The organism is Streptomyces sp. DF42, from assembly GCF_058267695.1.
Map to the genome: position 1 here is coordinate 9,527,095 of NZ_CM177859.1, position 20,555 is coordinate 9,547,649.

Annotated in this window: 20 protein-coding genes and 1 pseudogene; 13 read left to right on the top strand and 8 right to left on the bottom strand. The window is 70.5% G+C overall.

Annotation, left to right across the window (positions count from 1 at the left end):
• Position 1: 1 nt before the first annotated feature.
• Together ACYUED_RS43860 and ACYUED_RS43865 are read left to right on the top strand one after the other, a co-directional pair.
• The gene (locus ACYUED_RS43860; protein WP_266525771.1) at positions 2-349 is read left to right on the top strand and encodes a sodium:proton antiporter; all 348 of its coding nucleotides are present in this window, start codon (positions 2-4) and stop codon (positions 347-349) included.
• A complete protein-coding gene (locus tag ACYUED_RS43865; protein ID WP_491289964.1) occupies positions 349-2,109 on the top strand; it encodes a complex I subunit 5 family protein in 1,761 nt (586 codons plus the stop codon). The genes ACYUED_RS43860 and ACYUED_RS43865 overlap by 1 nt, the downstream gene beginning before the upstream one ends.
• On the opposite strand, the gene ACYUED_RS43870 is transcribed toward ACYUED_RS43865, so the two are convergent.
• A complete protein-coding gene (locus tag ACYUED_RS43870) occupies positions 2,110-2,772 on the bottom strand; it encodes a DUF4230 domain-containing protein (protein WP_491289965.1) in 663 nt (220 codons plus the stop codon). It lies immediately after the preceding gene.
• A gap of 144 nt (positions 2,773-2,916) precedes the next feature.
• On the opposite strand from ACYUED_RS43870, the gene ACYUED_RS43875 reads away from it, so the two are divergent.
• Both ACYUED_RS43875 and ACYUED_RS43880 read left to right on the top strand, forming a co-directional pair.
• The gene (locus tag ACYUED_RS43875) at positions 2,917-4,107 is read left to right on the top strand and encodes a cytochrome P450 (protein WP_491289966.1); all 1,191 of its coding nucleotides are present in this window, start codon (positions 2,917-2,919) and stop codon (positions 4,105-4,107) included.
• Positions 4,108-4,399: 292 nt separating this feature from the next.
• Positions 4,400-5,353: a ribose-phosphate diphosphokinase gene (locus tag ACYUED_RS43880; RefSeq protein WP_491289967.1), complete on the top strand. Its 954-nt coding sequence runs from the start codon at positions 4,400-4,402 to the stop codon at positions 5,351-5,353.
• Positions 5,354-5,387: 34 nt separating this feature from the next.
• Here the strand turns inward: ACYUED_RS43880 and ACYUED_RS43885 are convergent, their stop codons facing one another.
• Positions 5,388-5,768: an anti-sigma factor antagonist gene (locus ACYUED_RS43885; protein ID WP_491294717.1), complete on the bottom strand. Its 381-nt coding sequence runs from the start codon at positions 5,766-5,768 to the stop codon at positions 5,388-5,390.
• 242 nt (positions 5,769-6,010) lie between these two features.
• The gene (locus tag ACYUED_RS43890; RefSeq protein ID WP_491289968.1) at positions 6,011-6,448 is read right to left on the bottom strand and encodes a MarR family winged helix-turn-helix transcriptional regulator; all 438 of its coding nucleotides are present in this window, start codon (positions 6,446-6,448) and stop codon (positions 6,011-6,013) included.
• A gap of 103 nt (positions 6,449-6,551) precedes the next feature.
• Here ACYUED_RS43890 and ACYUED_RS43895 point away from each other — a divergent pair, with 103 nt between their 5' ends.
• Both ACYUED_RS43895 and ACYUED_RS43900 read left to right on the top strand, forming a co-directional pair.
• A complete protein-coding gene (locus tag ACYUED_RS43895; protein ID WP_491289969.1) occupies positions 6,552-8,006 on the top strand; it encodes an aldehyde dehydrogenase family protein in 1,455 nt (484 codons plus the stop codon).
• A 222-nt stretch (positions 8,007-8,228) separates the two neighbouring features.
• Positions 8,229-9,335 (top strand): NAD(P)-dependent alcohol dehydrogenase, encoded by a 1,107-nt coding sequence (locus tag ACYUED_RS43900; RefSeq protein WP_491289970.1) that lies wholly within the window; start codon positions 8,229-8,231, stop codon positions 9,333-9,335.
• Between the two features lie 7 nt (positions 9,336-9,342).
• On the opposite strand, the gene ACYUED_RS43905 is transcribed toward ACYUED_RS43900, so the two are convergent.
• Positions 9,343-10,293, bottom strand: coding sequence for an NADP-dependent oxidoreductase (locus ACYUED_RS43905; RefSeq protein ID WP_491289971.1), 951 nt, complete (start codon positions 10,291-10,293; stop codon positions 9,343-9,345).
• Positions 10,294-10,364: 71 nt separating this feature from the next.
• Here ACYUED_RS43905 and ACYUED_RS43910 point away from each other — a divergent pair, with 71 nt between their 5' ends.
• Both ACYUED_RS43910 and ACYUED_RS43915 read left to right on the top strand, forming a co-directional pair.
• Positions 10,365-11,324, top strand: coding sequence for a GlxA family transcriptional regulator (locus tag ACYUED_RS43910; RefSeq protein ID WP_491289972.1), 960 nt, complete (start codon positions 10,365-10,367; stop codon positions 11,322-11,324).
• A 118-nt stretch (positions 11,325-11,442) separates the two neighbouring features.
• Complete coding sequence (locus tag ACYUED_RS43915; RefSeq protein WP_491289973.1) at positions 11,443-12,294, top strand: hypothetical protein; 852 nt, start codon at positions 11,443-11,445, stop codon at positions 12,292-12,294.
• Positions 12,295-12,298: 4 nt separating this feature from the next.
• Here ACYUED_RS43915 and ACYUED_RS43920 read toward each other — a convergent pair whose 3' ends face one another.
• Both ACYUED_RS43920 and ACYUED_RS43925 read right to left on the bottom strand, forming a co-directional pair.
• On the bottom strand, positions 12,299-12,862 hold the full coding sequence (locus ACYUED_RS43920) for a TetR/AcrR family transcriptional regulator (RefSeq protein ID WP_491289974.1): 564 nt from the start codon (positions 12,860-12,862) through the stop codon (positions 12,299-12,301).
• The gene (locus ACYUED_RS43925) at positions 12,859-13,221 is read right to left on the bottom strand and encodes a DUF1304 domain-containing protein (protein ID WP_491294719.1); all 363 of its coding nucleotides are present in this window, start codon (positions 13,219-13,221) and stop codon (positions 12,859-12,861) included. The genes ACYUED_RS43920 and ACYUED_RS43925 overlap by 4 nt, the downstream gene beginning before the upstream one ends.
• 314 nt (positions 13,222-13,535) lie before the next feature.
• On the opposite strand from ACYUED_RS43925, the gene ACYUED_RS43930 reads away from it, so the two are divergent.
• Genes ACYUED_RS43930 through ACYUED_RS43950 form a run of 5 tightly spaced genes read left to right on the top strand, consistent with a single transcriptional unit; the run spans position 13,536 to position 17,886 of the window.
• Positions 13,536-15,272 (top strand): sensor histidine kinase, encoded by a 1,737-nt coding sequence (locus tag ACYUED_RS43930; protein WP_491289975.1) that lies wholly within the window; start codon positions 13,536-13,538, stop codon positions 15,270-15,272.
• Positions 15,273-15,277: 5 nt separating this feature from the next.
• On the top strand, positions 15,278-15,688 hold the full coding sequence (locus ACYUED_RS43935; RefSeq protein ID WP_491289976.1) for a roadblock/LC7 domain-containing protein: 411 nt from the start codon (positions 15,278-15,280) through the stop codon (positions 15,686-15,688).
• Positions 15,685-16,056, top strand: a complete 372-nt coding sequence (locus tag ACYUED_RS43940; protein ID WP_491289977.1) for a DUF742 domain-containing protein — start codon at positions 15,685-15,687, stop codon at positions 16,054-16,056. Before ACYUED_RS43935 ends, ACYUED_RS43940 begins: the two co-directional genes overlap by 4 nt.
• Positions 16,037-16,642 carry a GTP-binding protein gene (locus ACYUED_RS43945; protein ID WP_491289978.1) on the top strand — a complete coding sequence of 202 codons (606 nt, stop codon included), beginning with the start codon at positions 16,037-16,039 and terminating at the stop codon, positions 16,640-16,642. Before ACYUED_RS43940 ends, ACYUED_RS43945 begins: the two co-directional genes overlap by 20 nt.
• The gene (locus ACYUED_RS43950; RefSeq protein WP_491289979.1) at positions 16,639-17,886 is read left to right on the top strand and encodes a cytochrome P450; all 1,248 of its coding nucleotides are present in this window, start codon (positions 16,639-16,641) and stop codon (positions 17,884-17,886) included. Before ACYUED_RS43945 ends, ACYUED_RS43950 begins: the two co-directional genes overlap by 4 nt.
• Positions 17,887-18,046: 160 nt before the next feature.
• Here ACYUED_RS43950 and ACYUED_RS43955 read toward each other — a convergent pair.
• Together ACYUED_RS43955 and ACYUED_RS43960 are read right to left on the bottom strand one after the other, a co-directional pair.
• A pseudogene (locus ACYUED_RS43955) lies at positions 18,047-18,313 on the bottom strand (IS982 family transposase); the annotation flags it as partial.
• A 187-nt stretch (positions 18,314-18,500) separates the two neighbouring features.
• Complete coding sequence (locus ACYUED_RS43960; protein ID WP_491289980.1) at positions 18,501-20,174, bottom strand: hypothetical protein; 1,674 nt, start codon at positions 20,172-20,174, stop codon at positions 18,501-18,503.
• Positions 20,175-20,555: the final 381 nt, after the last annotated feature.

Sequence of the window (20,555 nt, forward strand, 5' to 3'; positions counted from 1 at the left end):
GATGGACGTGCTGCCCTACCTGGTGGCCGTGTGGGTCTTCCTGGCCGGCTGCTACGGCCTGGCCACCAGCCGCAACCTGATCCACGCCGTCGGCTGTCTGTCGGTCTGCCAGGCCGGCACCTATGTCCTGCTGCTGGCCGTCGGCTACCGCGACGGCGCCACCGCACCCGTGTTCTCCGACATCAAGCCCGGTTCGCGGCCGGTCGTCGACCCGATCGTGCAGGCGCTGACCCTCACCGACGTCGTCGTCGGCGCCACCGTCACCGCCCTGCTGCTCGCGCTCGTCGTGCAGATCTCCAAGCGGCACGGCACCGTCGACCCCGACGAACTCTCCGAGCTGCGCGGCTGATGAACGACCTGCTGCCGCTCCTCGTCGCCGTCCCGCTCCTCGGGGCCGCCCTGCTGGTCATCGGCGGCCGCCGCATGCCCCGGGTGGTCGCCGAGTCCGTGGCCTGCGCCGTCTCGGGCGGCACCGCGGGACTCGCGATCGTGCTGCTGCTCAACTCCTCCCCGCCCATGACCGAGTGGGCAGGCGGCTGGACGCCCGTCAACGGCCGGAGCGTCGGCATCGTCCTGGTCGGCGACGGGCCCGGGCTCGGCATGGCCGCGCTCGCCTCGGTGCTGACCCTGGCGGCACTGGCGTACTCCTGGCACTACTTCGACGAACCACCCCGCGGCCGCGCGGGCTCCTTCCCGGCGCTGATGCTGCTCTTCCAGGGCGGCATGTGCGGATTCGCGATCGCGGGCGACCTCTTCGACGCGTTCGTGTTCTTCGAGCTGATGAGCGTCGTCGCGTACGCCCTGACCGGCACCCGTGTGGAGGAGGCCAGGGCCGTGCAGGGCGCGCTGACCTTCGCGGTCGTCACCTCGCTCGGCGCCTACGCGATGCTGATGGGCATCGGGCTGCTGTACGCCCGCACCGGCGAGCTGGCCATGACGCAGATCGGCCGCGGGCTCGACGCCCACGGCGGGCCCGACGCCCTGACCCTCGCGGCGTTCGTCCTCGTCCTGACCGGCCTGCTGGTCAAGTCCGCCGCCGTGCCCTTCCACTTCTGGCTCCCGGACGCGCACGCCGTCGCGCCCACCCCCGTGTGCATGCTGCTCTCCGGCCTCATGGTCGAGATGGGCGCGTACGGCGTCTGGCGGGTGTACGGGGCGGTGTTCTCCGGGCCGGGCGGGGTGCCCGCCCACGACCTGGAGCGGGTACTCGTGGTGCTCGGCGTGCTGACAGCCGTGATCGGCGCGGTCATGTGCTGGTACCAGCGGCACATCAAACGGCTGCTCGCGTACTCCACGGTCGCCCACACCGGGCTGTTCCTCATCGGCATCGGCGTCCTGACACCCGAGGCCGACGACGGGATCGCGCTGTACATCCTCGGCCACGCCGGTGTGAAGGCCGCCCTGTTCGCCTGCACCGGCATCCTCCTCGACCGCTACGGCAGCGTCGACGAGCACGCGCTGCACGGACGGGCCCGGGAGCTGCGCGCCGTCGCCGTGATGTACGTCGTCGGCGCGCTCGGCCTCGCGGGGCTGCCGCCCTTCGGCACGGCCCTCGGCAAGTCCGTCACGGAGGAGGCCGTCAAAGGACCTCTCACCGTGCTGTATGTCGCGGCGAGCGCGGTGACCGCCGCGGCGGTGCTGCGGGTCGCGGCAGGGGTGTTCCTCGGCCTCGGCCCAAGGCCCCGGGACGGGGGCGAGTACGAGACGACCGGCTCCGGCGAGCCGCCCGAGACCGGACAGCGGCTCAGCCGCGTCCCGGACACCATGACCGCGGTGCCCGCGGTGCTGCTGGCCGGAGCGCTGGCCGTGGGGGTGGCCCCCGGCTTCGCCGGCGTCGTGGCGCACGCGGTGAACGAGGCCGGGTCCGGCGGCGTGATCACCTCCGCGCACTGGACCCCGGCGGGCGTGCTGCTCGGCCTGCTCTCGACCGTGCTCGCCGTGGGCCTCGCGGCCGTCGCCGTCACCCGCCCGAAGCTGTTCGCCGCCCCGGACTGGGCGCTGCCGCTGCGGCGCCTGCAGTCCGGGCACGTCGGGGACTACGTGGCATGGGTGCTGGTGGGCGCCGCGCTGCTCGGAGCTCTGGCCCTGCCGGGGATCGCGGGCATCTGATCAGCCGGCATAGCTGACATGCACCTCCTTGAAGCCGAGCGAACGCAGCAGACCGTCGAGCATGCCCGTGGTGTTGGTCTCCGCGCGCTTGGTCAGCTCGCTCTCCTTGGCCGCGTCACCGATGCGCCTGATCGCGAGCTTCTGCACGGCCTGTTCGCTGTTGGGGTTGTCCGAGAACAGGTCGCCGAGACGGTCCAGGAGACCGCGCTGCTTGGAGACGGCGTAGGAGTGGTCGGGGTCCAGGGCCGGCTTGCCGAGCGCCGCGTGCGGCAGCCGGAGCGTGGCGGACGTACGGTCGCGGTTGACCGTCACGTCGTCCTTGCCGACCTTGCCCAGGTCGACGTAGGCGTCGACGGTGCCCGCACCGATGTAGAGCGTGCGGGAGCCGCGAATCGCGTCGGGCAGGAACTTGGTGTCCTTTTCCAGGTCGACGACGACCTGGAAGTTGCCGGAGGCTGCGTCGTAACGGCTCATGTCCTGGATGGACTGGAGCAGTGCGGGTCCCGAGCGGTCGTGCGTCTGGGTGCCGAACAGGTCCTTGAGGCCAGGGAGCACACTGAGCCGGATCCCGGCGAAGAACACCACGAGCACCAGCACGACGGCGCTCACCGCCTTCGCCCAGCCGGGCATGCGCCTGGACACGCGCCTGATGGGAGTCGTCATGGCGACGGCCCTCCTTCCTACTGTTGCGAATGCCCCCCAAAGCCCTTGGCAGACCGTCTTGTTGGCCGATTGGCGCCCCTGACGGAAGCAGCGCGGGCGCACTAGCGTGGAGAAGTCTCCGTACCGGCGCGCCTGGAGTCCCGGATGAGTACAGACAGCACGTCCCGGCCCCTCTGCCCCATGCACCGCCTCGACCTCCCCGAGCCCGGACCGCCCCGGCGGGGCACCCTCGCCACCGGCACCCCGGTGTGGCTCGTGACCCGGTACGCCGATGTGCGGCAGGTGCTCATGGACCCCCGCTTCAACAGGAGTTCCCTGCACTCCGCGGACGCCCCGCCGCTGCTCGCCGTACCGAACCTGCTGGACGACCCGGACGGCATGGTCAACCTGGACGGAGAGCCGCACCAGCGGCTGCGCAGCACCGTGCAGCGGGCTTTCACACCTCGCGCGGTCGCCCGCTGGCGGCCCTGGGTGGCCTCAGTGGTGGAGACACTTCTGGACGACTTCGGCGCCCAGGAGCGACCCGCCGACATCATCGAGGGGTTCACGCGCCCGCTGCCCGTGTCGGTGATCAGCCGGTTGATGGGCCTCGACCGGCCGGCCCGGGAACGCATCCGGCACTGGGCCGACCACGCGCTCTCGGGCGGCGCGCACACGCGAGAGGAGGTCGCCGCCGCCATGGGGGAGTTCGGGGCGTTCGGCGCCGACCTGGTCGCCGAGCGGCGCAAGGTTCCCGGCGACGACTTGGTGAGCGGCCTGGTGGCGGCGGGCGACAGCCTCGGGATCGACGAGCGACAGCTGGTGCGCCTGGTGTGCGGGCTGGTCGTGGCCGGCCACGAGACCACCATGACGGCGCTCGGCAACATCGTCGTCTACCTCCTCACCGACCGGCAGGAGGCCTGGCCCGGACTCGCCGAGGACGAGGAGAAGGCGGCCGTCGCGGTCGAGCAGCTGTTGCGTGTCGTCCCCTTGAGCGAGGGGCGCGTGCTGCCCGGCCTCATCCGGCGGGCCGTCGAGGACACGGACGTCGGGGGAGTGACGATCCCTGCGGGCAGCGTGGTCGCCGTCCAGACCAACTCCGCCGGCCGCGACCCCGACGTGTTCCCGCCCGGCCCGCCCGATCTGTTCACACCGTCGGCCTCACCCGGCGTGATCTTCGGCGCAGGCCCTCATCACTGCCTGGGCGCCTGGCTCGCCCGCCTGGAACTGGGCCTGGCCCTGCACCGCCTGGCGTCCCGCTTCCCGCATCTGCGCGCCGGGTTCACGCCCGAGACGATCGAGTGGCGGGAGGGCCAGATGACGCGAAGCCCGCGAAGGCTGCCGGTGTCATGGTGAACATGCCCCAGGGAGACCGCAGTTCACGGTCCCCTGGCACCCGCGACCACCTGGCGACGCCACGGTGACGCTCGATCTCGCCGTCGTCCGCACGAGTGTCGCCGTCCGTGCAGGTGTCGCCGCGTCGACGCTGCCGAGCCGGACGATTCCGAGCAGTCCGCGCTTGGAGCCTCCTGAGGTGACGGAACTCGTACGCCGGCACGATGGCGCGCGGCCGGTGGCGCACCGCTACCGATTTTTCCGGTCAGTAGCATGAACCCGTCCCCCGGAATGATCATGCGAGGAGCGGATTGTGCGAGACATCTCCGTGTTCAGCGGCAGTGCCCACCCCGGCCTGGCGGCCGAAGTCTGTGCGCACCTCGGCGTGCCGCTCAGTCCGACCCGGGTCAGCCGGTTCGCCAACGACTGCCTGGAGGTGCAGCTCCAGGCCAACTGCCGCGAGCGGGACGTCTTCCTCATCCAGCCGCTGGTCAAACCGGTGCAGGAGCATCTCGTCGAGCTGCTGCTGATGTGCGACGCGGCCCGCGGCGCCTCGGCGGCCCGGATCGCCGTGGTGATGCCGCACTACTCCTACGCCCGCTCCGACAAGAAGGACGCGCCCCGGATCTCCCTCGGCGGCCGGCTCGTCGCGGACCTGATGGTCGCCGCCGGCGCGAGCCGCGTCCTCACCATGACGCTGCACTCGCCGCAGGTGCACGGATTCTTCTCGGTACCGGTCGACCACCTGCACGCCCTGCGTGAGCTGGCCGCCCACTTTCGGCAGTACGACCTGACCCGCACCACCGTCGTCTCGCCGGACCTCGGCAACGCCAAGGAGGCGGCGGCCTTCGCCCGGATGATCGGCGCCCAGGTCGCCGCGGGCGCCAAGCAGCGGTACGCCGACGACCAGGTCTCCATCAGCACCGTGATCGGCGACGTCGCAGGCCGGGACGTCATCGTGCTGGACGACGAGATCGCCAAGGGCAGCACCGTCCTGGAACTCCTGGAGCGCCTGAGGGAGTTGGGGCCGCGGTCGATCCGGGTGGCCTGTACGCACGGTCTGTTCGCGGCCGGGGCACTGAAGCGGATCGGCGAGCAGCCCGACGTGCTGGAGATCGTGTGCACCAACACCGTGCCGGTCCCGGAGGAGGAGCGCACCGAGAAGCTGCGGATCCTGTCCATCGCCCCCGCCCTCGCCGAGGCCGTCCGCCGCATTCACAACGGCGAGTCCGTCAGCGCCCTGTTCGACGAGCCGCGAAGCGAATAGACAACAGGAGGGGTCGCAGTGACGAGGACGGCCGTCATAACGACCCGGAGGTGGCCTCCGGCTGGCCCAGGGCCGCGTCCAGGGACGGATGCGCGGGAAGCAGCCGGGCCAGGCCGGTGACCCGCATGATGCGCAGCGTGAGCGGGTGGGTGCACACGAGCCGCAGCTCTCCGTCCTGGTCGAGCATGCGGGTACGCGCCCGGTAGAGCAGCCGCAACCCGGAGCAGTCGAAGAAGTCGACCTGCGTCAGGTCGATCACCAGGCGGGCATCGGGATGGGCCGTCACCCGGTCCAGATAGGGGGCGACCTCCACGGCCGCGGCGATGTCTATCTCGCCGCGGAGTTCGAGCACCGTGTGGCCCCGGTCCTGGTGGACACGGAGATGCCGGGTGAACGGCGCAGGTTCCTGGTGCACCACGACATCGCCTCCAACCTGCTCCGTCCGCTGCGGGGTTGCAGGTCACCGGGGGCCGGGGTGACAGTGTGCAGCGAGCGTACGAGTGCCGACGAGCCCCCAGGTCCCGAGTGAGCGCAACTGAGTTCTCCGCTCTGCAAGTTACCCTCGTTGGAATGAATTTGAGCATGTTCGATTGACATATGTCTTTGAATTGCGACACAGCTTTTGCGCGGAGCCGCCCCCTGAAGGGCGTCGCGGGTCTACGACAGGGCGTGCCAGGCCTTGGAAAGTGCCTGGCGGAACTGCTCGGACTGGTGGGCCGTGAGATCCCGGACCATGCGCTCCTCCAGCTCCCGAACCGGCGCCGCGTGCCGCGCGAGCAGCTCCCGGCCGGCGTCGGTCAGCAGGATCAGCAGCTCTCGCCGATTGCGCGGATTGCGCTCCCGGCGCACCAGCCCGCGGTTCTCCAGGGACCGTACGAGATCAGCGATGGACTGGGCGGTGACGAACGAGTCGCGGGCCAGCTGCGCGGCCGACAGTCCGTCGTGCCGCTCCAGGACGGTGAGCGCGGTGTACTGCAGCGCGGTGATCCCGGACGGCTTGACCAGCTCGTCCAGGTGCGAGCGCACCACGAGCTCCACCTGCTTGACCATGTAGAGCAGGGACGGAGATGTCTTCGTAGCCTGGGAGTGCAGCATGAGTTCAGTCTAGAGCATTGACAGGAAACCTGTCTGTAATGAAACTGCGGACCAACAGGAATCCTGTTTGTTGAAATCTTGGCGATGAGGCTGAGGAGTGGTGATGACCACCTTCGAGATCGAACCCGGACGGCTGTTTGTCGGCGGGCAGTGGCGCGAGGCCGCCGACGGAGCGCGCACCGAGGTGGTCGACCCCTCCCGGGGCGCGGTCCTCACCACCGTCGCGGAGGCGGGCGCCGCCGACGTGGACGCGGCCGTGCGCGCCGCGCGGGAGGCCTTCGACGACGGCACCTGGTCCGGGCTGAGCGGGCGCGAGCGGGGCCGGATCCTGCACCGCGTCGCCGAGCTGATCCGTGAGAACGCCGACGAACTCGCCCGGCTGGAGAGCCTGGACGTCGGCAAGCCCATCTCGCTGTGCCACGCCGTCGACATCACGAACGCGGCCAACGACTACGAGCACTTCGCCGCCCTCGCCCACTCCCTGGACGGTTCCATCCGCGACACACCCATGAACGCGCTCGCCTACACCAAGCGCGAGCCGCTCGGCGTGGTCGCCGCGATCACACCCTTCAACTTCCCGCTGATTCTTGCCGGTTCGAAGATCGGCCCCGCGCTCGCGGCCGGCAACACGGTGGTGCACAAGCCGGCCGACGAGACGCCGTTGAGCGCCCTCTACATGGCCCGGCTGTTCAAGGAGGCGGGTGTCCCGGACGGCGTCGTCAACGTGGTCACCGGCACCGGCCCGGTGGCGGGCGAGGCGCTGTTGCGCCACCGGGGGATCGACAAGGTCGCCTTCACCGGTTCCACCGCGGTCGGCCGCCACGTGGCGTCCACCGCCGGCGAGGCCCTCAAGCCCGTGACCATGGAACTCGGCGGCAACGCCGCCCACATCGTCTTCGAGGACGCCGACCTGGGGAAGGCCGTTGGCGCGATCATCAAGGCCTTCGTCTTCAACACCGGCCAGTTCTGCATGGGCGGCCCGCGCCTGCTGGTGGCGCGCCAGGTGCACAACACCGTGCTCGGCATCCTCGCCGAGGCCGTGCCCGGCGTCCCGGTCGGCGACCCCCGGCAGCCGGAGACCGTCGTCGGACCGATGGCGGGGGAGAAGCACCTGAAGAAGGTCGAGGAGTACGTCGACCTGGCCCGCAAGGAGGGCGGCCGCATCGTCTGCGGCGGCGAGCGGCTCGACCTCGACGGCGGCTACTACTACAAGCCCACGGTGATCGCCGACCTGTCCAATGACTCCCGGGTCGTCCAGGAGGAGATCTTCGGCCCGGTCCTCACGGTGCAGCCGTTCGACAGCGAGGACGAGGCGGTCGACCTCGCCAACTCCACGCCGTACGGCCTCGCTTCGGGCATCCAGACCCAGAACCTCGCCCGCGCCCACCGCATCGCCGACCGCCTCCGGGCGGGCATCGTCTGGATCAACGACTGGGCCATGCTCGACCCCGCGGTGCCCTTCGGCGGCGTCAAGGACTCCGGCTTCGGCCGCGAGTACGGGCCCGAGGCCCTGGCCGCGTACAGCACGGTCAAGTCCGTCGTCGTCTCGCTCGACTAGCGCCGCGTCAGCCAAGGTTCGCCCCGTCGCGACGCCCGGCACGCGCCCCGCCCTCGAACCGGCCGAAAGCCCAAGTACGTCCAGTACGAGGGACTTCCGGCCAGTACGCCGAGAGCACGCACCGGACGCCGCTCCCTGACGGGCAAACCTTGACTGACGCGGCACTGGCTCGCGCTCGGCTTTCTCGGCTGAACACGCCTGAAAACACAGGGAGTTCGTACGATGTCCATCACCACCCGTGCCGCGGTCGTCGAGTCCGGCGGGGCGCCCTTCACCCTCACCGAGGTCCAGCTCGACGAGCCCGGACCGCATGAGGCGGTCGTCCGCATGGTGGCCACCGGTCTGTGCCACACCGACCTCGGAGTCGCCAGTGGCGGCCTGCCCTTCCCCCTGCCGGGCGTGCTCGGCCACGAAGGCGCCGGCGTCGTCGAGGCCGTCGGCCCGGCTGTCACCGGCATCGGGCCCGGTGACCACGTCGTGCTGTCGTTCAGCTCCTGCGGCGAGTGCCGCAACTGCCACGGCGGTCACCCCGCGTACTGCGCGACCTGGTTGCCGCTGAACCTCATCGGCGGTGTCCGTGCCGACGGCACCAGCACGATCAGCCGGGACGGCACCCCGATCGGCGGCCACTTCTTCGGCCAGTCCTCCTTCGCCGAGCGGGCGTTGGTGGACGAGCGCAGCCTCGTCAAGGTCGACGCCGACGTACCGCTGGAGTCCATCGCGCCGCTGGGCTGCGGAGTACAGACCGGAGTGGGCGCCGTCTGGAACGTGCTGAAGCCGGTCACGGGCAGCACCGTCGTCGTCCTCGGCGCCGGCGCCGTCGGCCTGTCCGCGGTGATGGCCGCCGCCCTGACCCCGGCCACGCGGATCGTGGCCGTCGACAAGATCGGCGAACGGCTGTCGCTGGCCGAGGAGTTGGGTGCCACCCACACCGTCAACGTCGGCGAGACCGACCTCGCCGAGGCGCTCGCGGAGATCACCGGCGGCCAGGGCGCCGACGGTGTCGTGGAAACCACCGGCAGTGTCGCCGTGCTGCGCCAGGGCGTCGACGCGCTCGCCGCGCGCGGCACCCTGGTAGTCGTCGGCGCCCCGCCTTTCGGCAGCGAAGTCGCCCTGGACGTCAACGGGTTGCTGGGCGGCAAGCAGGTCGTCGGCCTCACACTCGGCGACGCCGAGACCCAGACCTTCATCCCGGCGCTGGTCCAGCTGGTCAAGGAAGGACGGCTGCCGCTGCACCGCCTGATCAGTACCTATCCGTTCGCGGACATCGACCAGGCGGTGCGGGACATGGGCGCGGGCAAGGCGATCAAGCCCGTGCTCACGTTCTGACAGACCGTCAGTCGACCGTCAGGACCAGCTTCCCCATGGTCCGGCCGGTGTCGCCGAGCGCATGCGCCTCGGCGGCATCGGCCAGCGGGAAGGTGCCGGCGATCGCGGGGCGCAGCTTCCCCGCCTCCACCAGCTCCGCGATCGCCTTCAGGCCGCTGTGCGAGGCGTCCACGAGCATCCGCAGCGAGCGGACCCCGAGCCGCTCGGCCTCCTCGTGGAAGTCGGCCGAGCCCACCGGCAGGATCGAGACGACGACTCCGCCCGGCCGCAGCACGCGCAGCGAGCGCGTGGAGGTCTCGCCGCCGATCGCGTCCAGGACGACATCGACGTCCTTCACGGACTCGGTGAAGTCCGTCTCCCGGTAGTCGATCGCCTCGTCCACCCCGATGTCGCGCAGAAACCCGTGCTTGCCCGCGCCGGCGGTGCCGATCACGTACGCGCCCCGGGCCTTGGCGATCTGCACGGCCACATGGCCGACCCCGCCCGCCGCCGCGTGGATCAGCACCCGCTGCCCCGGCTGCAGGTCCGCGTACTCGACCAGGGCCTGCCAGGCGGTCAGCGAGACCAACGGCAGCGCGCCCGCCTGCGTGTGGTCGAGCGAGGCCGGTTTGGGCGCGAACCAGCGAGCCGGGGCGGTGACGTACTCGGCGTGCGAGCCGTGGCCGTACGGGTAGGCCAGCATCCCGAAGACCTCGTCGCCGGGCCGGAATCGGACGACTCCGATACCGACCGCCTCGACCACGCCGGAGACGTCCCAGCCCAGGACGAAGGGCGGCTCGCCCAGGAAACCGCCCGTCGCGCGGTGCTTCCAGTCGGTCGGGTTGACGCCGGCGGCGCGGACCCGGACCAGTACCTCGTTCGTACGCGGCTCGGGCCGCTCCAGCTCGACGACCTTCAGGACCTCGGGACCGCCGAGGGTGTCCTGGCTGATGGCTCGCATCGTGTTCACAGTGCTCATGGTGAACCAGCGTGCCCGGGGTCGCCCGACAAGAAAATGGCACGATTGCCAAGCTTCGATAGGATCGTGCCATGACGTGTGAGCGGCAGGTGGAACGGGTCGTCGTGCTGGCCCTGGACGGTGTCTACCCCTTCGAGCTGGGCATCCCCAGCCGGATCTTCGGCGCGGCCGGCGGCCGGTACGAGGTGCTGACCTGCACCGTCGACGGTCAACCGGTGCGCACCAGCGCGGACTTCACGATCGGTGTCGATCACGGCCCTGAGATCCTGGCCACGGCCGACACGGTCGTCGTCGCCTCGGTGACGCCTTCGCACATCCCCACCGAACTGCCGGCCGAGGTGGCCGCCGCGCTCGCGCGGATCCGCCCGGACGCACGGATCGTCTCCATCTGCACCGCCGCCTTCGTCCTCGCCGCGGCGGGTCTCCTCGACGGCCGCAAGGCCACCACGCACTGGCACGTGGTCGACCTGTTCCGGCGCAGGTACCCGAACGTCGACCTTGATCCGGACGTCCTGTTCGTCCACGACGGCCGCGTCCTCACCTCGGCCGGCGCGGCCTCAGGTGTCGACGTCTGCCTGCACATCGTCCGCACCGACCACGGCAGCGAACTGGCCAACTTCGTGGCCCGCTGCTGCGTGGTGCCCCCCTTCCGGGACGGCGGCCAGGCCCAGTACATCGAGCAGCCGGTCCCCGAGAGCGGGGCCGCGAGCACCGCGGCCACCCGGGCCTGGGCTCTGGAGCACCTGGACGAACCGCTCACCCTGACCGGGCTGGCCGGCCATGCCCGGATGAGCCTGCGCACCTTCGCCCGCCGCTTCAACGACGAGGTCGGCCTCAGCCCCGGCCGCTGGATCGTCCAGCAGCGTGTCTCCCGCGCCCGGCACCTGCTGGAGTCCAGCGACCTGTCCGTCGACCAGATCGCCGGTCACGTCGGCTTCGCCACGGGCGCCTCGCTCCGCCAGCACCTGCACGCGGCGATCGGGGTCTCGCCTCAGGCGTACCGGCGTACGTTCCAGGCGGCGGCCCGCTAGGTGTATTGATCACGACCGTTAACAACGCTCGTGATCAATACACCTAGCCGCGAACGAACATTCCGTGCCGTTGCCGCGTCGAAGGACCGTAGGCGGAGCGCGGCGAACAGGGGCGGGGATGCGCGGAAGACTTGCGGTGACGACCGTACTGGTCGCGGCGGCGGCGGTGGCGTGCGGAGGTGAGAGGGGTCAGGACCTCGTCGTCGACGGGACGGCTCCGGCCGTGCCCTACAGCGGGCCGCTGCACGTGCCGACGAAGAACCTCGACGAGGACAGCGCCCGCGCCACGAGGATCGAGTCGGGGGCCGCGGGCCGGGCCCTGGAGTGCGACGGGGAGATCTACTCGGGCGGCGGCGGCGAGCCGTGGAGCGAGGGCGACGGAGGGACGAATCCGGAGGAAGGCCTCAAGGCCTACTTCGACATGGAGCAGCCCGACGTTCCCCGTCACGGCTACCGCGCGGAGCGCAGCGAGTCGGACCGTGTCCTGTACTCCTTCGACGTGGGAGGCAGGACCAAGGTCGCCGTCGTCGTGGCCAAGGACCGGAAGAACCGGCCCGGTTGGGGCCCGGAGACCAGCGCGTCCTGCGATCCGTCCGAACTCCCGGAGAGCTACACGGACAAGCAGTGGTACGAGATCTGGAAGGACCGGCAGGGCAAGCGGGTGCCGATCACCGAGGTGAACAGCTCGGTCGGACCGGAACACTGCGACTGGGAGAAGGCGCACTTCCTGGAACTGGGAGAGCGGAAGCAGGGCCTGTACGCCCGCGATCCCGACGGGGTGCTCCCCGACGGCATGCTCACCTCGCCGTACGACGGAGACGTCCGAATGCCGGCCGACGCCCACGACACCGGATACCGCTTCCACGACCGGCAGTTGTGGCTGACGGACGATCCGGCGAAGGCCTACGTCCGTACGTCCGACGGCGTGGAGGCCTGGCCGCTGGTGAAGGAGGGCACGGGCTGCGCGTGACCCGTCACCGACTGGCGTGCAACGCCACCAGCAACTGCCAGACCTCGTCGGCGATCTGAGCGGTGTCGGCGTCCAGGAGCCCGTGCAGCCAGTCGGCCAGGACGCCGGCGAAGGTCGCGGCCACGGCCGAGGCGACCAGGGGTGCGTCCGCCGCGCCCGCCCGTTCGCGCTCGCGCAGGCTGTAGGCGCGCAGGTCCCGGTGCAGCACCCGGCCGAGGGGCCCGCCGCCGCCCGGGGTCAGCAGCGCCCGGTACAGGCCGGCGTGCGGGGCGAGCGAGCCGAAGAACTCGGCGAGCGCGGGCGGCGCGTGCACCGGGTCGGGCCGCCCCGTCCAGGAGTGCAACGCCTGAACGGCCTCGCGGACGACGTCCGCGCACGCGTCGACCGCCAGCGCCTCCAGGTCGGCGTAGTGGACGTAGAACGTGGCCCGGCCGACCCCGGCCCGGCGCACCAGGGCGGCCACGCCGACCTCCGCGAGGGGCCGTTCGGCGCACTCCGCGAGCAGCGCCTCCCGCAGCCGCGCCCGGGTGCGTGCGGCCCGCGGGTCCTCCGGTGCGGGACGGCTCACCGCGCGATCAGGACGGCGGCCAGGGCGAGAGCGCCGGGCAGCGCCTGCGCGAACAGGATGCGGCGGTTGGCCGTCACGGTGCCGTAGACGCCCGCGATCACGACGCAGCTCAGGAAGAACACCTGCGCCCGGAATCCGGTCGGGTCCGCCGCGATCAGACCCCAGACCAGACCGGCCGCGAGAAAGCCGTTGTAGAGCCCCTGGTTGGCGGCCATCGGTGCGGTCGCCCGCGCCATCTCCCGGTCGAACCCGTGCAGAGCCCGCCCGGGCTTCTTCTGCCACAGGAACATCTCCAGCACCAGGATGTAAGCGTGCAGGGCGGCCACGAGACCGACCAGCACGTTCGCAACAGTCTCCATCATCGGACTCCATTTCTTGGACAGGTGTCCACTATAGATGGACACCTGTCCAAGAAGTCAATCGCGGCCGCGACCATGCCCCCCAGGTGGGCAAAGGTATTTATCGATGTGCGAGCTGCTGCCTGACAGTGATGGAACCCTCACCTCCGCGGGCGACCGAGTTTGATCCTTTCGGGTTCAAACCCGATAAGCTCCCCATCGGCGCTGCGAGTTGACGTGTCCGTTGACGGTCCTCTCGTGGTGCGTATGCATGCATCAGTGCAGCTCCCCCTTGCACGCCCCCCTGTTCGATCGTGTTGCTCGTAAGGATGCAGATGGAACTCGCCACCCCGCCGCCGGCGGCGCGGGCCCCTGTCGCCTGGTACAGCTGGTGGTTGATGCCGCTGGCCTTAGGAGGCGGGACGGTTGCCGCAACGTTCATGAGCTCCGAGCGAATGGCCGCCGGTGTCGCGGGCATCGCCGCCACCGCGGCCAGCGCCGTGTGCGTACGGCTGCTGATTCGCACCCGCACGCAGCTGAACCGCACCGAGGGTGCCTTCCGCACCACGCAGGCCGAGCACTCGCAGCAGTGGCAGCAGCATGTCGCGGGCCTGGAGCGGAAGTTCAGCGTCGACCGCGGCTCGCTGGAGGCACAGCTCGCCGACCAGTCCGGCGCCTACGAGGCGCAGCTGGCTCAGCAGACCTCGTCGTACGACGCCCAACTCGCGGAACAGACACGGGCCTTCGAGGCGCGCCTCGCCGAGCAGGCCACGTCGTACGAGGCCCAGCTCGCCGACCAGGGCGAGGTCTGGCGGGAGCAGCTCGCCCACCAGTACGACGCGGTCGCCCGGCTCGCGAACGAGCAGCTGCCCGAAGCGCTGCGGCAGCTGCGCGCAGGCGACGCCATCGACGACCTGCTGCCCGCGGCCAACCAGCGCGCCAAGGTCAGCGCCGACCTGCAGGCCGAACTGCGCAAGGCGCTGCGCACGGCCCTGATCGGTGTGGAGGAGGAGTTCAACCGCTCGACCTCCGCCGAGCAGGCCGTCATCAGCATCGGCAACCGTATCCACGTGCTGACCAGCAAGCTCCGTGGCCGGCTGCACGAGATGCAGGGCGAGCACGGGCGGCTGCCGTCCGTGGCCCGCGGCCTGATGGAACTCGACCAGGAGCTCGGCCCCGCCGACTCGCTCGCCGCGAGCATCGGTGTGCTCGGCGGCTCGGACCGGCCGGGCCGGCAGTGGCAGGAGCCGCAGCGCCTGCTCAGCGTGGTGCGCGGCGGCATCGGCCGGATCAAGGACTTCCACCGCATCGAGGTCCGCCATCTGCCCGAACTCGGCGTGGACGGCGGTCTGGTGGACCACCTCACGCTGATCTTCGCGCAGCTGCTGGACAACGCGGCCCGCTACTCGCCGCCCAGCGAGCCCGTGCTCGTCTCGGGCAAGGAAGTGCCCAACGGCGTCGGCATCGAGATCCAGGACTCCGGCAAGGGCCTGAGCGAGGAGAAGAAGCGCGAGGCCCAGGAGGCTCTCATCGGCACCGCGGCCGGACCCGGCATCGGCGGTATCTCCGAGGATGCCAACATCGGTCTGCGCGTCGTGGGTGCCCTCGCCCGCCGCTACGGCATCCGCGTCACCTTCGCGGACTCGCCCTGGCTCGGTACTTCGGTGGTGGTCGTGGTCCCGCACAAGTACTTCAGCCCGCTGCCCGCGGCTGCCGCGACCAGTGCCGCGACCGCCGCGTCGACTCCGGCGGCCCAGCCCGCCGCGGCCGCGCCGGTGCGTGCGGCGGCGTCCGCCCAGCCGGTGACCGAGGTCTCCGAGAGGGCGGACACCACGCCGGGCGGACTTCCCCGGCGCCGCAGCAAGCGGCACGAGGGGGAGGAGGAGGCACGGCACCGGCCGGTCGAGCGGACCGAGGAGACCGCCGTCTCCGCCGTCCCGCCGGACGCCTCGTTCACCGGCCTGGCAGCCTTCGCCACCGCCGGACGTGAGGCAGGCGAGGAGTACACCACGGAGGACACGGCGCCCGCCGGCCGCGAGTCCACCGAGCACCGCACTGAAGAGAGCGACTAGTCCACATGACGCAACAGGGAACCGACGTGAGCTGGGCGCTGCGCGATCTGGTGGAATCCATCCCGGAGATCCGTTTCGCCCTCGTGGCCTCCAGCGACGGCAAGGCCATCACCTCCTTTGGCGCCGAAGACCCCGACGACGTGGACCGGTTCGCCGCCGTGGTGGCCGGACTGCAGGCCCTGGCCCAGCCGGTCGCCGAGCAGTTCCCCAAGTACGCGGGGCAGCTGCGGCTGGCGATGATCGAGGTCGACGGCGGCCATCTCTTCGTCGTACGCGCCGGTGTGGAGACGTATCTCGGTGTTCTCGCCCGGGAAGGCCTCGACCAGGGCCTGCTCGGCCACCAGATGAGGGACATGGCTCGCAGGATGGGTGAGCTCCTCGGAACCACTCCGCGAGTGGAGGAGCACTCTGGATGAGTGCTCCCCGCCAGCCCACGGACCCGTCCGGTCTCGAGCGCTACTACGTCCTCACGGGGGGACGCAGCGGACCGGGCGGTTCGGCGTCGAGTCTCGACGTGGCGACCCTCATCGTCGCCCTGACCGCCCCCGTAGCGAGCATGCAGCACGAACACGAGGACATCCTCCGGCGCTGCCGCGATCCGCTGTCGGTGGCCGAACTCGGCGCCCACCTCGGACTGCCCTTCAACATTCTCGCGGTGCTGCTGGCGGATCTGCTGGAGGCAGGTCGCGTCGAAGCCCATGACCCCATCCCGGCACACGGCGCCGGCCGCGGGCCCGACCTCGCGCTCCTTGAGGAGGTACTCAGTGGACTTGAACGGCTTTGACCACCCCGGCCGCCCGGCGGACGGTGGCACCCGCTCGGTGAAGGTGATGATCGCCGGCGGTTTCGGCACCGGGAAGACCACCATGGTCCGCTCGGTCAGCGACATCAAGCCGTTGACCACCGAGGAGACACTCACCCAGGCAAGTGCCGACGTCGACCACCTCATCGGCGTCGCCGACAAGACGGAGACCACCGTCAGCCTGGACTTCGGCAAGATCAGCCTCAACGACAGCCTGATGCTGTACCTGTTCGGCACCCCCGGCCAGGAGCGCTTCTGGTTCCTGTGGAACGGCCTGTTCAAGGGTGCGCTCGGCGCGGTGGTCCTGGTCGACACCCGACGCCTCGCCTCCAGCTTCCGGGCGATAGAGGAGATGGAACGGCAGGACGTACCGTTCGTCGTCGCGCTCAACGTCTTCCCCGACTCCCAGCACTACCCGGTCGAGGAGATCCGCGACGCCCTGGACATCCCCGAACACATCCCGGTCGTGGCCTGCGACGCCCGCGACCGGGCCGCCAGCCGTGACGTGCTCGTCGCGCTGATCCAGCATTTGAAGGACCGCTCCGCCGTCGCAATGGAGTCCCGATGAACGCCCAGCCCTTAAACGATCCCGACACCCCGAGCGGGTGCCCCGTTGCACACGGGGCCGACCTCACCCGGCTGTTCGGGCCGGAGGCATCGACCGACCCGTACGGCATCTACGAGCGGCTGCGCAAGGAGCACGGGTCCGTGGCGCCGGTGCTGCTCGAGGGCGACGTCCCCGCCTGGCTGGTCCTCGGCTACCGCGACAACCGGCGAGTGCTGGACAACCCGCGCCAGTTCAGCCGGGACGCGCGCATCTGGCGGGACTGGCGGGAGGGACGTGTTTCCGAGACGTCACCGTTGATCCCGATGGTCGGCTGGCGGCCCGACTGCGTCTCCCAGGACGGCGAACCGCACCGCCGGTTGCGCGGCGCGGTCACCGACGGGCTGCTCGCGGCGTCCAGCCGCGGTGTGCGGCGACACGCCACGTACTTCGCGAACAAACAGATCGACGCGTTCGCCGACGCCGGGCGCGCCGACCTGGTGGCCGACTACGCCGAGCACCTGCCGATGCTCGTGCTCACCCGGATCCTGGGCCTCCCCGCGGCGGACGGTCTACGCCTGGTCGAGTCGTGCGCCCAGGTCTTCAAGGGCGGCGAGGGCGCCCTCGAGCACAACGACCGGATCATGCAGATTCTCGCGGAACTCGCCGAGCGCAAGCGGGCCGAGCCCGGCTCCGACTTCGCCACGGCTCTCCTGGAGCACCCGGCCGGGCTCGACCACGACGAGGTCGTCAGCCACCTGCGCCTGGTGCTGATCGCCGCGCACACCACCACCAGCAACCTGCTGGCCCGGGTCCTGCAACTGGTCCTCACCGACGCCGCCCGGCTGTCCGGCCTGGTCAGCGGGCAGCTGAACATCTCCTCGGTGGTGGAGGAGGTCATGTGGGACACTCCGCCGCTGGCCGTGCTGCCGGGCCGGTTCGCGGCCGCCGACCTGGAACTCGGAGGCCATCACATCCAGGAGGGAGAACTGCTCGTCCTGGGCCTGGCCGCCGGCAACCTCGACCCGGAGGTACGGCCCGACGCGGCCGTCGCCGTGCAGGGCAACCAGTCGCACCTGGCGTTCAGCGCCGGACCGCACGAGTGCCCGGGGCAGAACATCGGCCAGTCCATCATCGAGGTCGGTGTGGACGTCCTGCTGCACCGGCTGCCGGGCCTGCGCCTGTCCGCGTCGTCGGACGAGCTCTCCTCGACCGCCTCCACCTGGGAGTCCCGGCTCGACAGCCTGCCGGTCGAGTTCTCCGTCTGACACCACCGCTGCCCGGCCGCAACCCCCCGGCCGGGCAGCGCCGTCTCCTCACACGGCCGGCAGGTCGTCCACGAGGCCAGTCCGGCCAGTTCGGCCGAGGCCACCGGGCCACTCCTTGGCCGCGGCGCAGCGGCCGATGACCAGGGACGCGCAGTAGACATCCGGCGGCGTCGGTCCGCCTGGCGGTCTCGCGGGAGCCGCCGCAGCCGACGGGAGTGGAGCCCACCACCCACCACCCCACGTCAACGCTCCACAATGAGCCGCTTGTTGCAGCCGGACTGCTGGAGCAGGCGAGGGGGGCAGATGGGGGAAGTCCCGGTCCGCGCGCCCCGGCCACCGCCGTTCGGAGATGTGGCCGGAGTAGCGCGGACATGACCGCGAGGGTGACCGGTTCGGCGTCACTGACGTGGGAGCGAGGCCGCGTCGGCCGCGGTAGCAGCCGGGGCCGCCGAACGGACTCACTCCTGCCCCCGTCCGGCGCGACTTCGGCACCTCTGCCCGCCGGCGTGCTGCCCGTCGGAGCACCGAAACCCTCCCACCTCAGGCCCCGGACGACCACCCGGCCGCAAGAGCACAACGGCCCCACGGCCCCGCAGTACAGGTCCGAGGTGGCGTCAGCCGTCGAGCCAGTCGCCCGCGACGTCCGTGGGGCGATATCCCGTGGCGTTCCAGAGGAAATGAGGGTGGGCGGCGCCGAACATGTAGGCGAGGAGTGCGGTGTCTTCCCTCCCGGTTCGAGGGTCGTGCAGGGTGTGGAACCTCTCGGATCCGACTACGCCGGCGTCTTGTTGGATCTGACGGGCGCGGGCCGGAGACGGCGCGGCCCTGGATGCCTCCACAGCGGCGATGTAGGTGCGGCGCAAGATCTCCCATGCGCTGTCGGTGTTGCCGTACCAGGGGCCGTGCAGTGCTTCGAAGGCATGGAGCTCGGCGTCGAAGAGGGGCCACGTCTGGGGGAATTGGGCTCGGCAGCGCGCGGACAGCTCGGCGGCCCGGGTGCTCAGTGCCGGCACGGTGGGCCGCGGGGCGAGGGTGAGGGTGGTGCCGTGGGTGAGGATGCCGGTGCACGGGTTGGGCTGCAGGTCGCACATCGGGCATCCCTCGGTCGGGGGAAGGCCCTCGGTGATGCCGTCGAACCACAGGGCGTGACGGCCCGTGAGCCCCATCCAGACGACGGTGGTGGTCATCAGCCAGGTGTTCCACATCGGGCTGTGCGCCTCGGGCATGCAGCCGTACTTGACGATGGCTATGGCGCAGGCGGCGTAGAGGGCCTTGGTGTGGGTGGGCATGTCGGCGAGCCAGAAGTTGCTGATCTCGCCGGTGAGGGCGTCGGCTCGTACGTCGGCCATGTCGTCGATGACGCGGCACAGCAGCAGGGAGGCGAGGTTTTCTTCCTGCCAGAGTTCGGTGTCTGGTGCGACGTGCCAGAACAGGCAGTCCAGCATCTGCAGGATCGAGTAGGTGCTCTGGCTGAGTGGGTTGCTCTGGGGGAGGGTGACGCTGCCCGCCTCGTGCTGCTGGAGCCAGTACTCGTCAACGGATCGCTTATGGGCTGCGAAGAGTCCGGAGACCAGGGCCCGTGCGCTGTTCGTGCTGAAATTCTCGGCCAGGCGGCCTTCGACGTGTTGGGTGAGGCGTGTTGTGTCGATGGTGTCGATCACGCGTTTGTACTCGTGGAAGACGAGGATGTCGTCCTCGAAGCGGTGGCGGTGGCCAAGGTCTCGTTCGAGGTCGTTCATCTGCCGGGTCCAGGACCATCCGCCGGTCAGGACGCTGTCGAGTTCGCGGCGGTTCGGCCAGGTCTTGACGGTGAGGGGACGACCGGCGCTCTGCCGCCAACGGTAGTCATCCAGCGTGCGTATGGGGGGCGTGGGCAGCCGACGGCACAGAGGGCAGGAGCAGGCGGTCGTCCGATCCTCCTCGCGCGGCGGGGTGAGTGCCCGGCTCCTCCAGGCCCCTTCCAGCATCATGCAGGTCAGTCGGCAGACCTCAATATCGATGCTGACCTGGGGGAAGGCTTCTTCGATCACGCGCAGGCCGGTGTCGAGGTGCCTCAACCTGGCGGAGCCCTCCTCGTCGGGCGGGAGGAACGCGGGCCGCGCCAGATGGAGGGCTCCTTCCACATGCAGCGTGGTACCGGAGTGGGGGGATCCGAGTGCGTCCAGCCGCTGCTGAGCGGCGCTCTGGGCCCTTCGGTACTGCTCCGTGCTCCCGTTGATGCGTTTCACCAGGAGGCGAGCCAGGGTGTTCCCCGCCTCCGTGGGCTGGGGCTGGGCGCTTGGCTGCACGGGGAGCGGGCTGTCGGCGGACGTCTTCGGAACAGCACCTCTGACTCGAAATTTCACACCGGTATCCCATCAGGCTGTGGTCATGACAACGGAATCGGCCGACCTCAGCGGTCGGTCGGTCGTGTCCGAGTGATTTCTGTGCATGCCGTGCCGGCGTCGTCGAACGGCCGGACTCACGCGACCGGTTCGGGTTCATGCCACGAACGGCCGCCAGGGGTGCGACTGCTGCTCGACGGCCGAGGAAATGGAGCCGATCGCCCGACTGACCTACGACGAACGGCCCGCCCCTGTCGAAGCACTCCTGTTACACGACGAGCACCTGCGTCGCCGCGTCAACTGTGTTGCCGTGCACCATGACCATGTCCTTCCGGGAGACGGTGA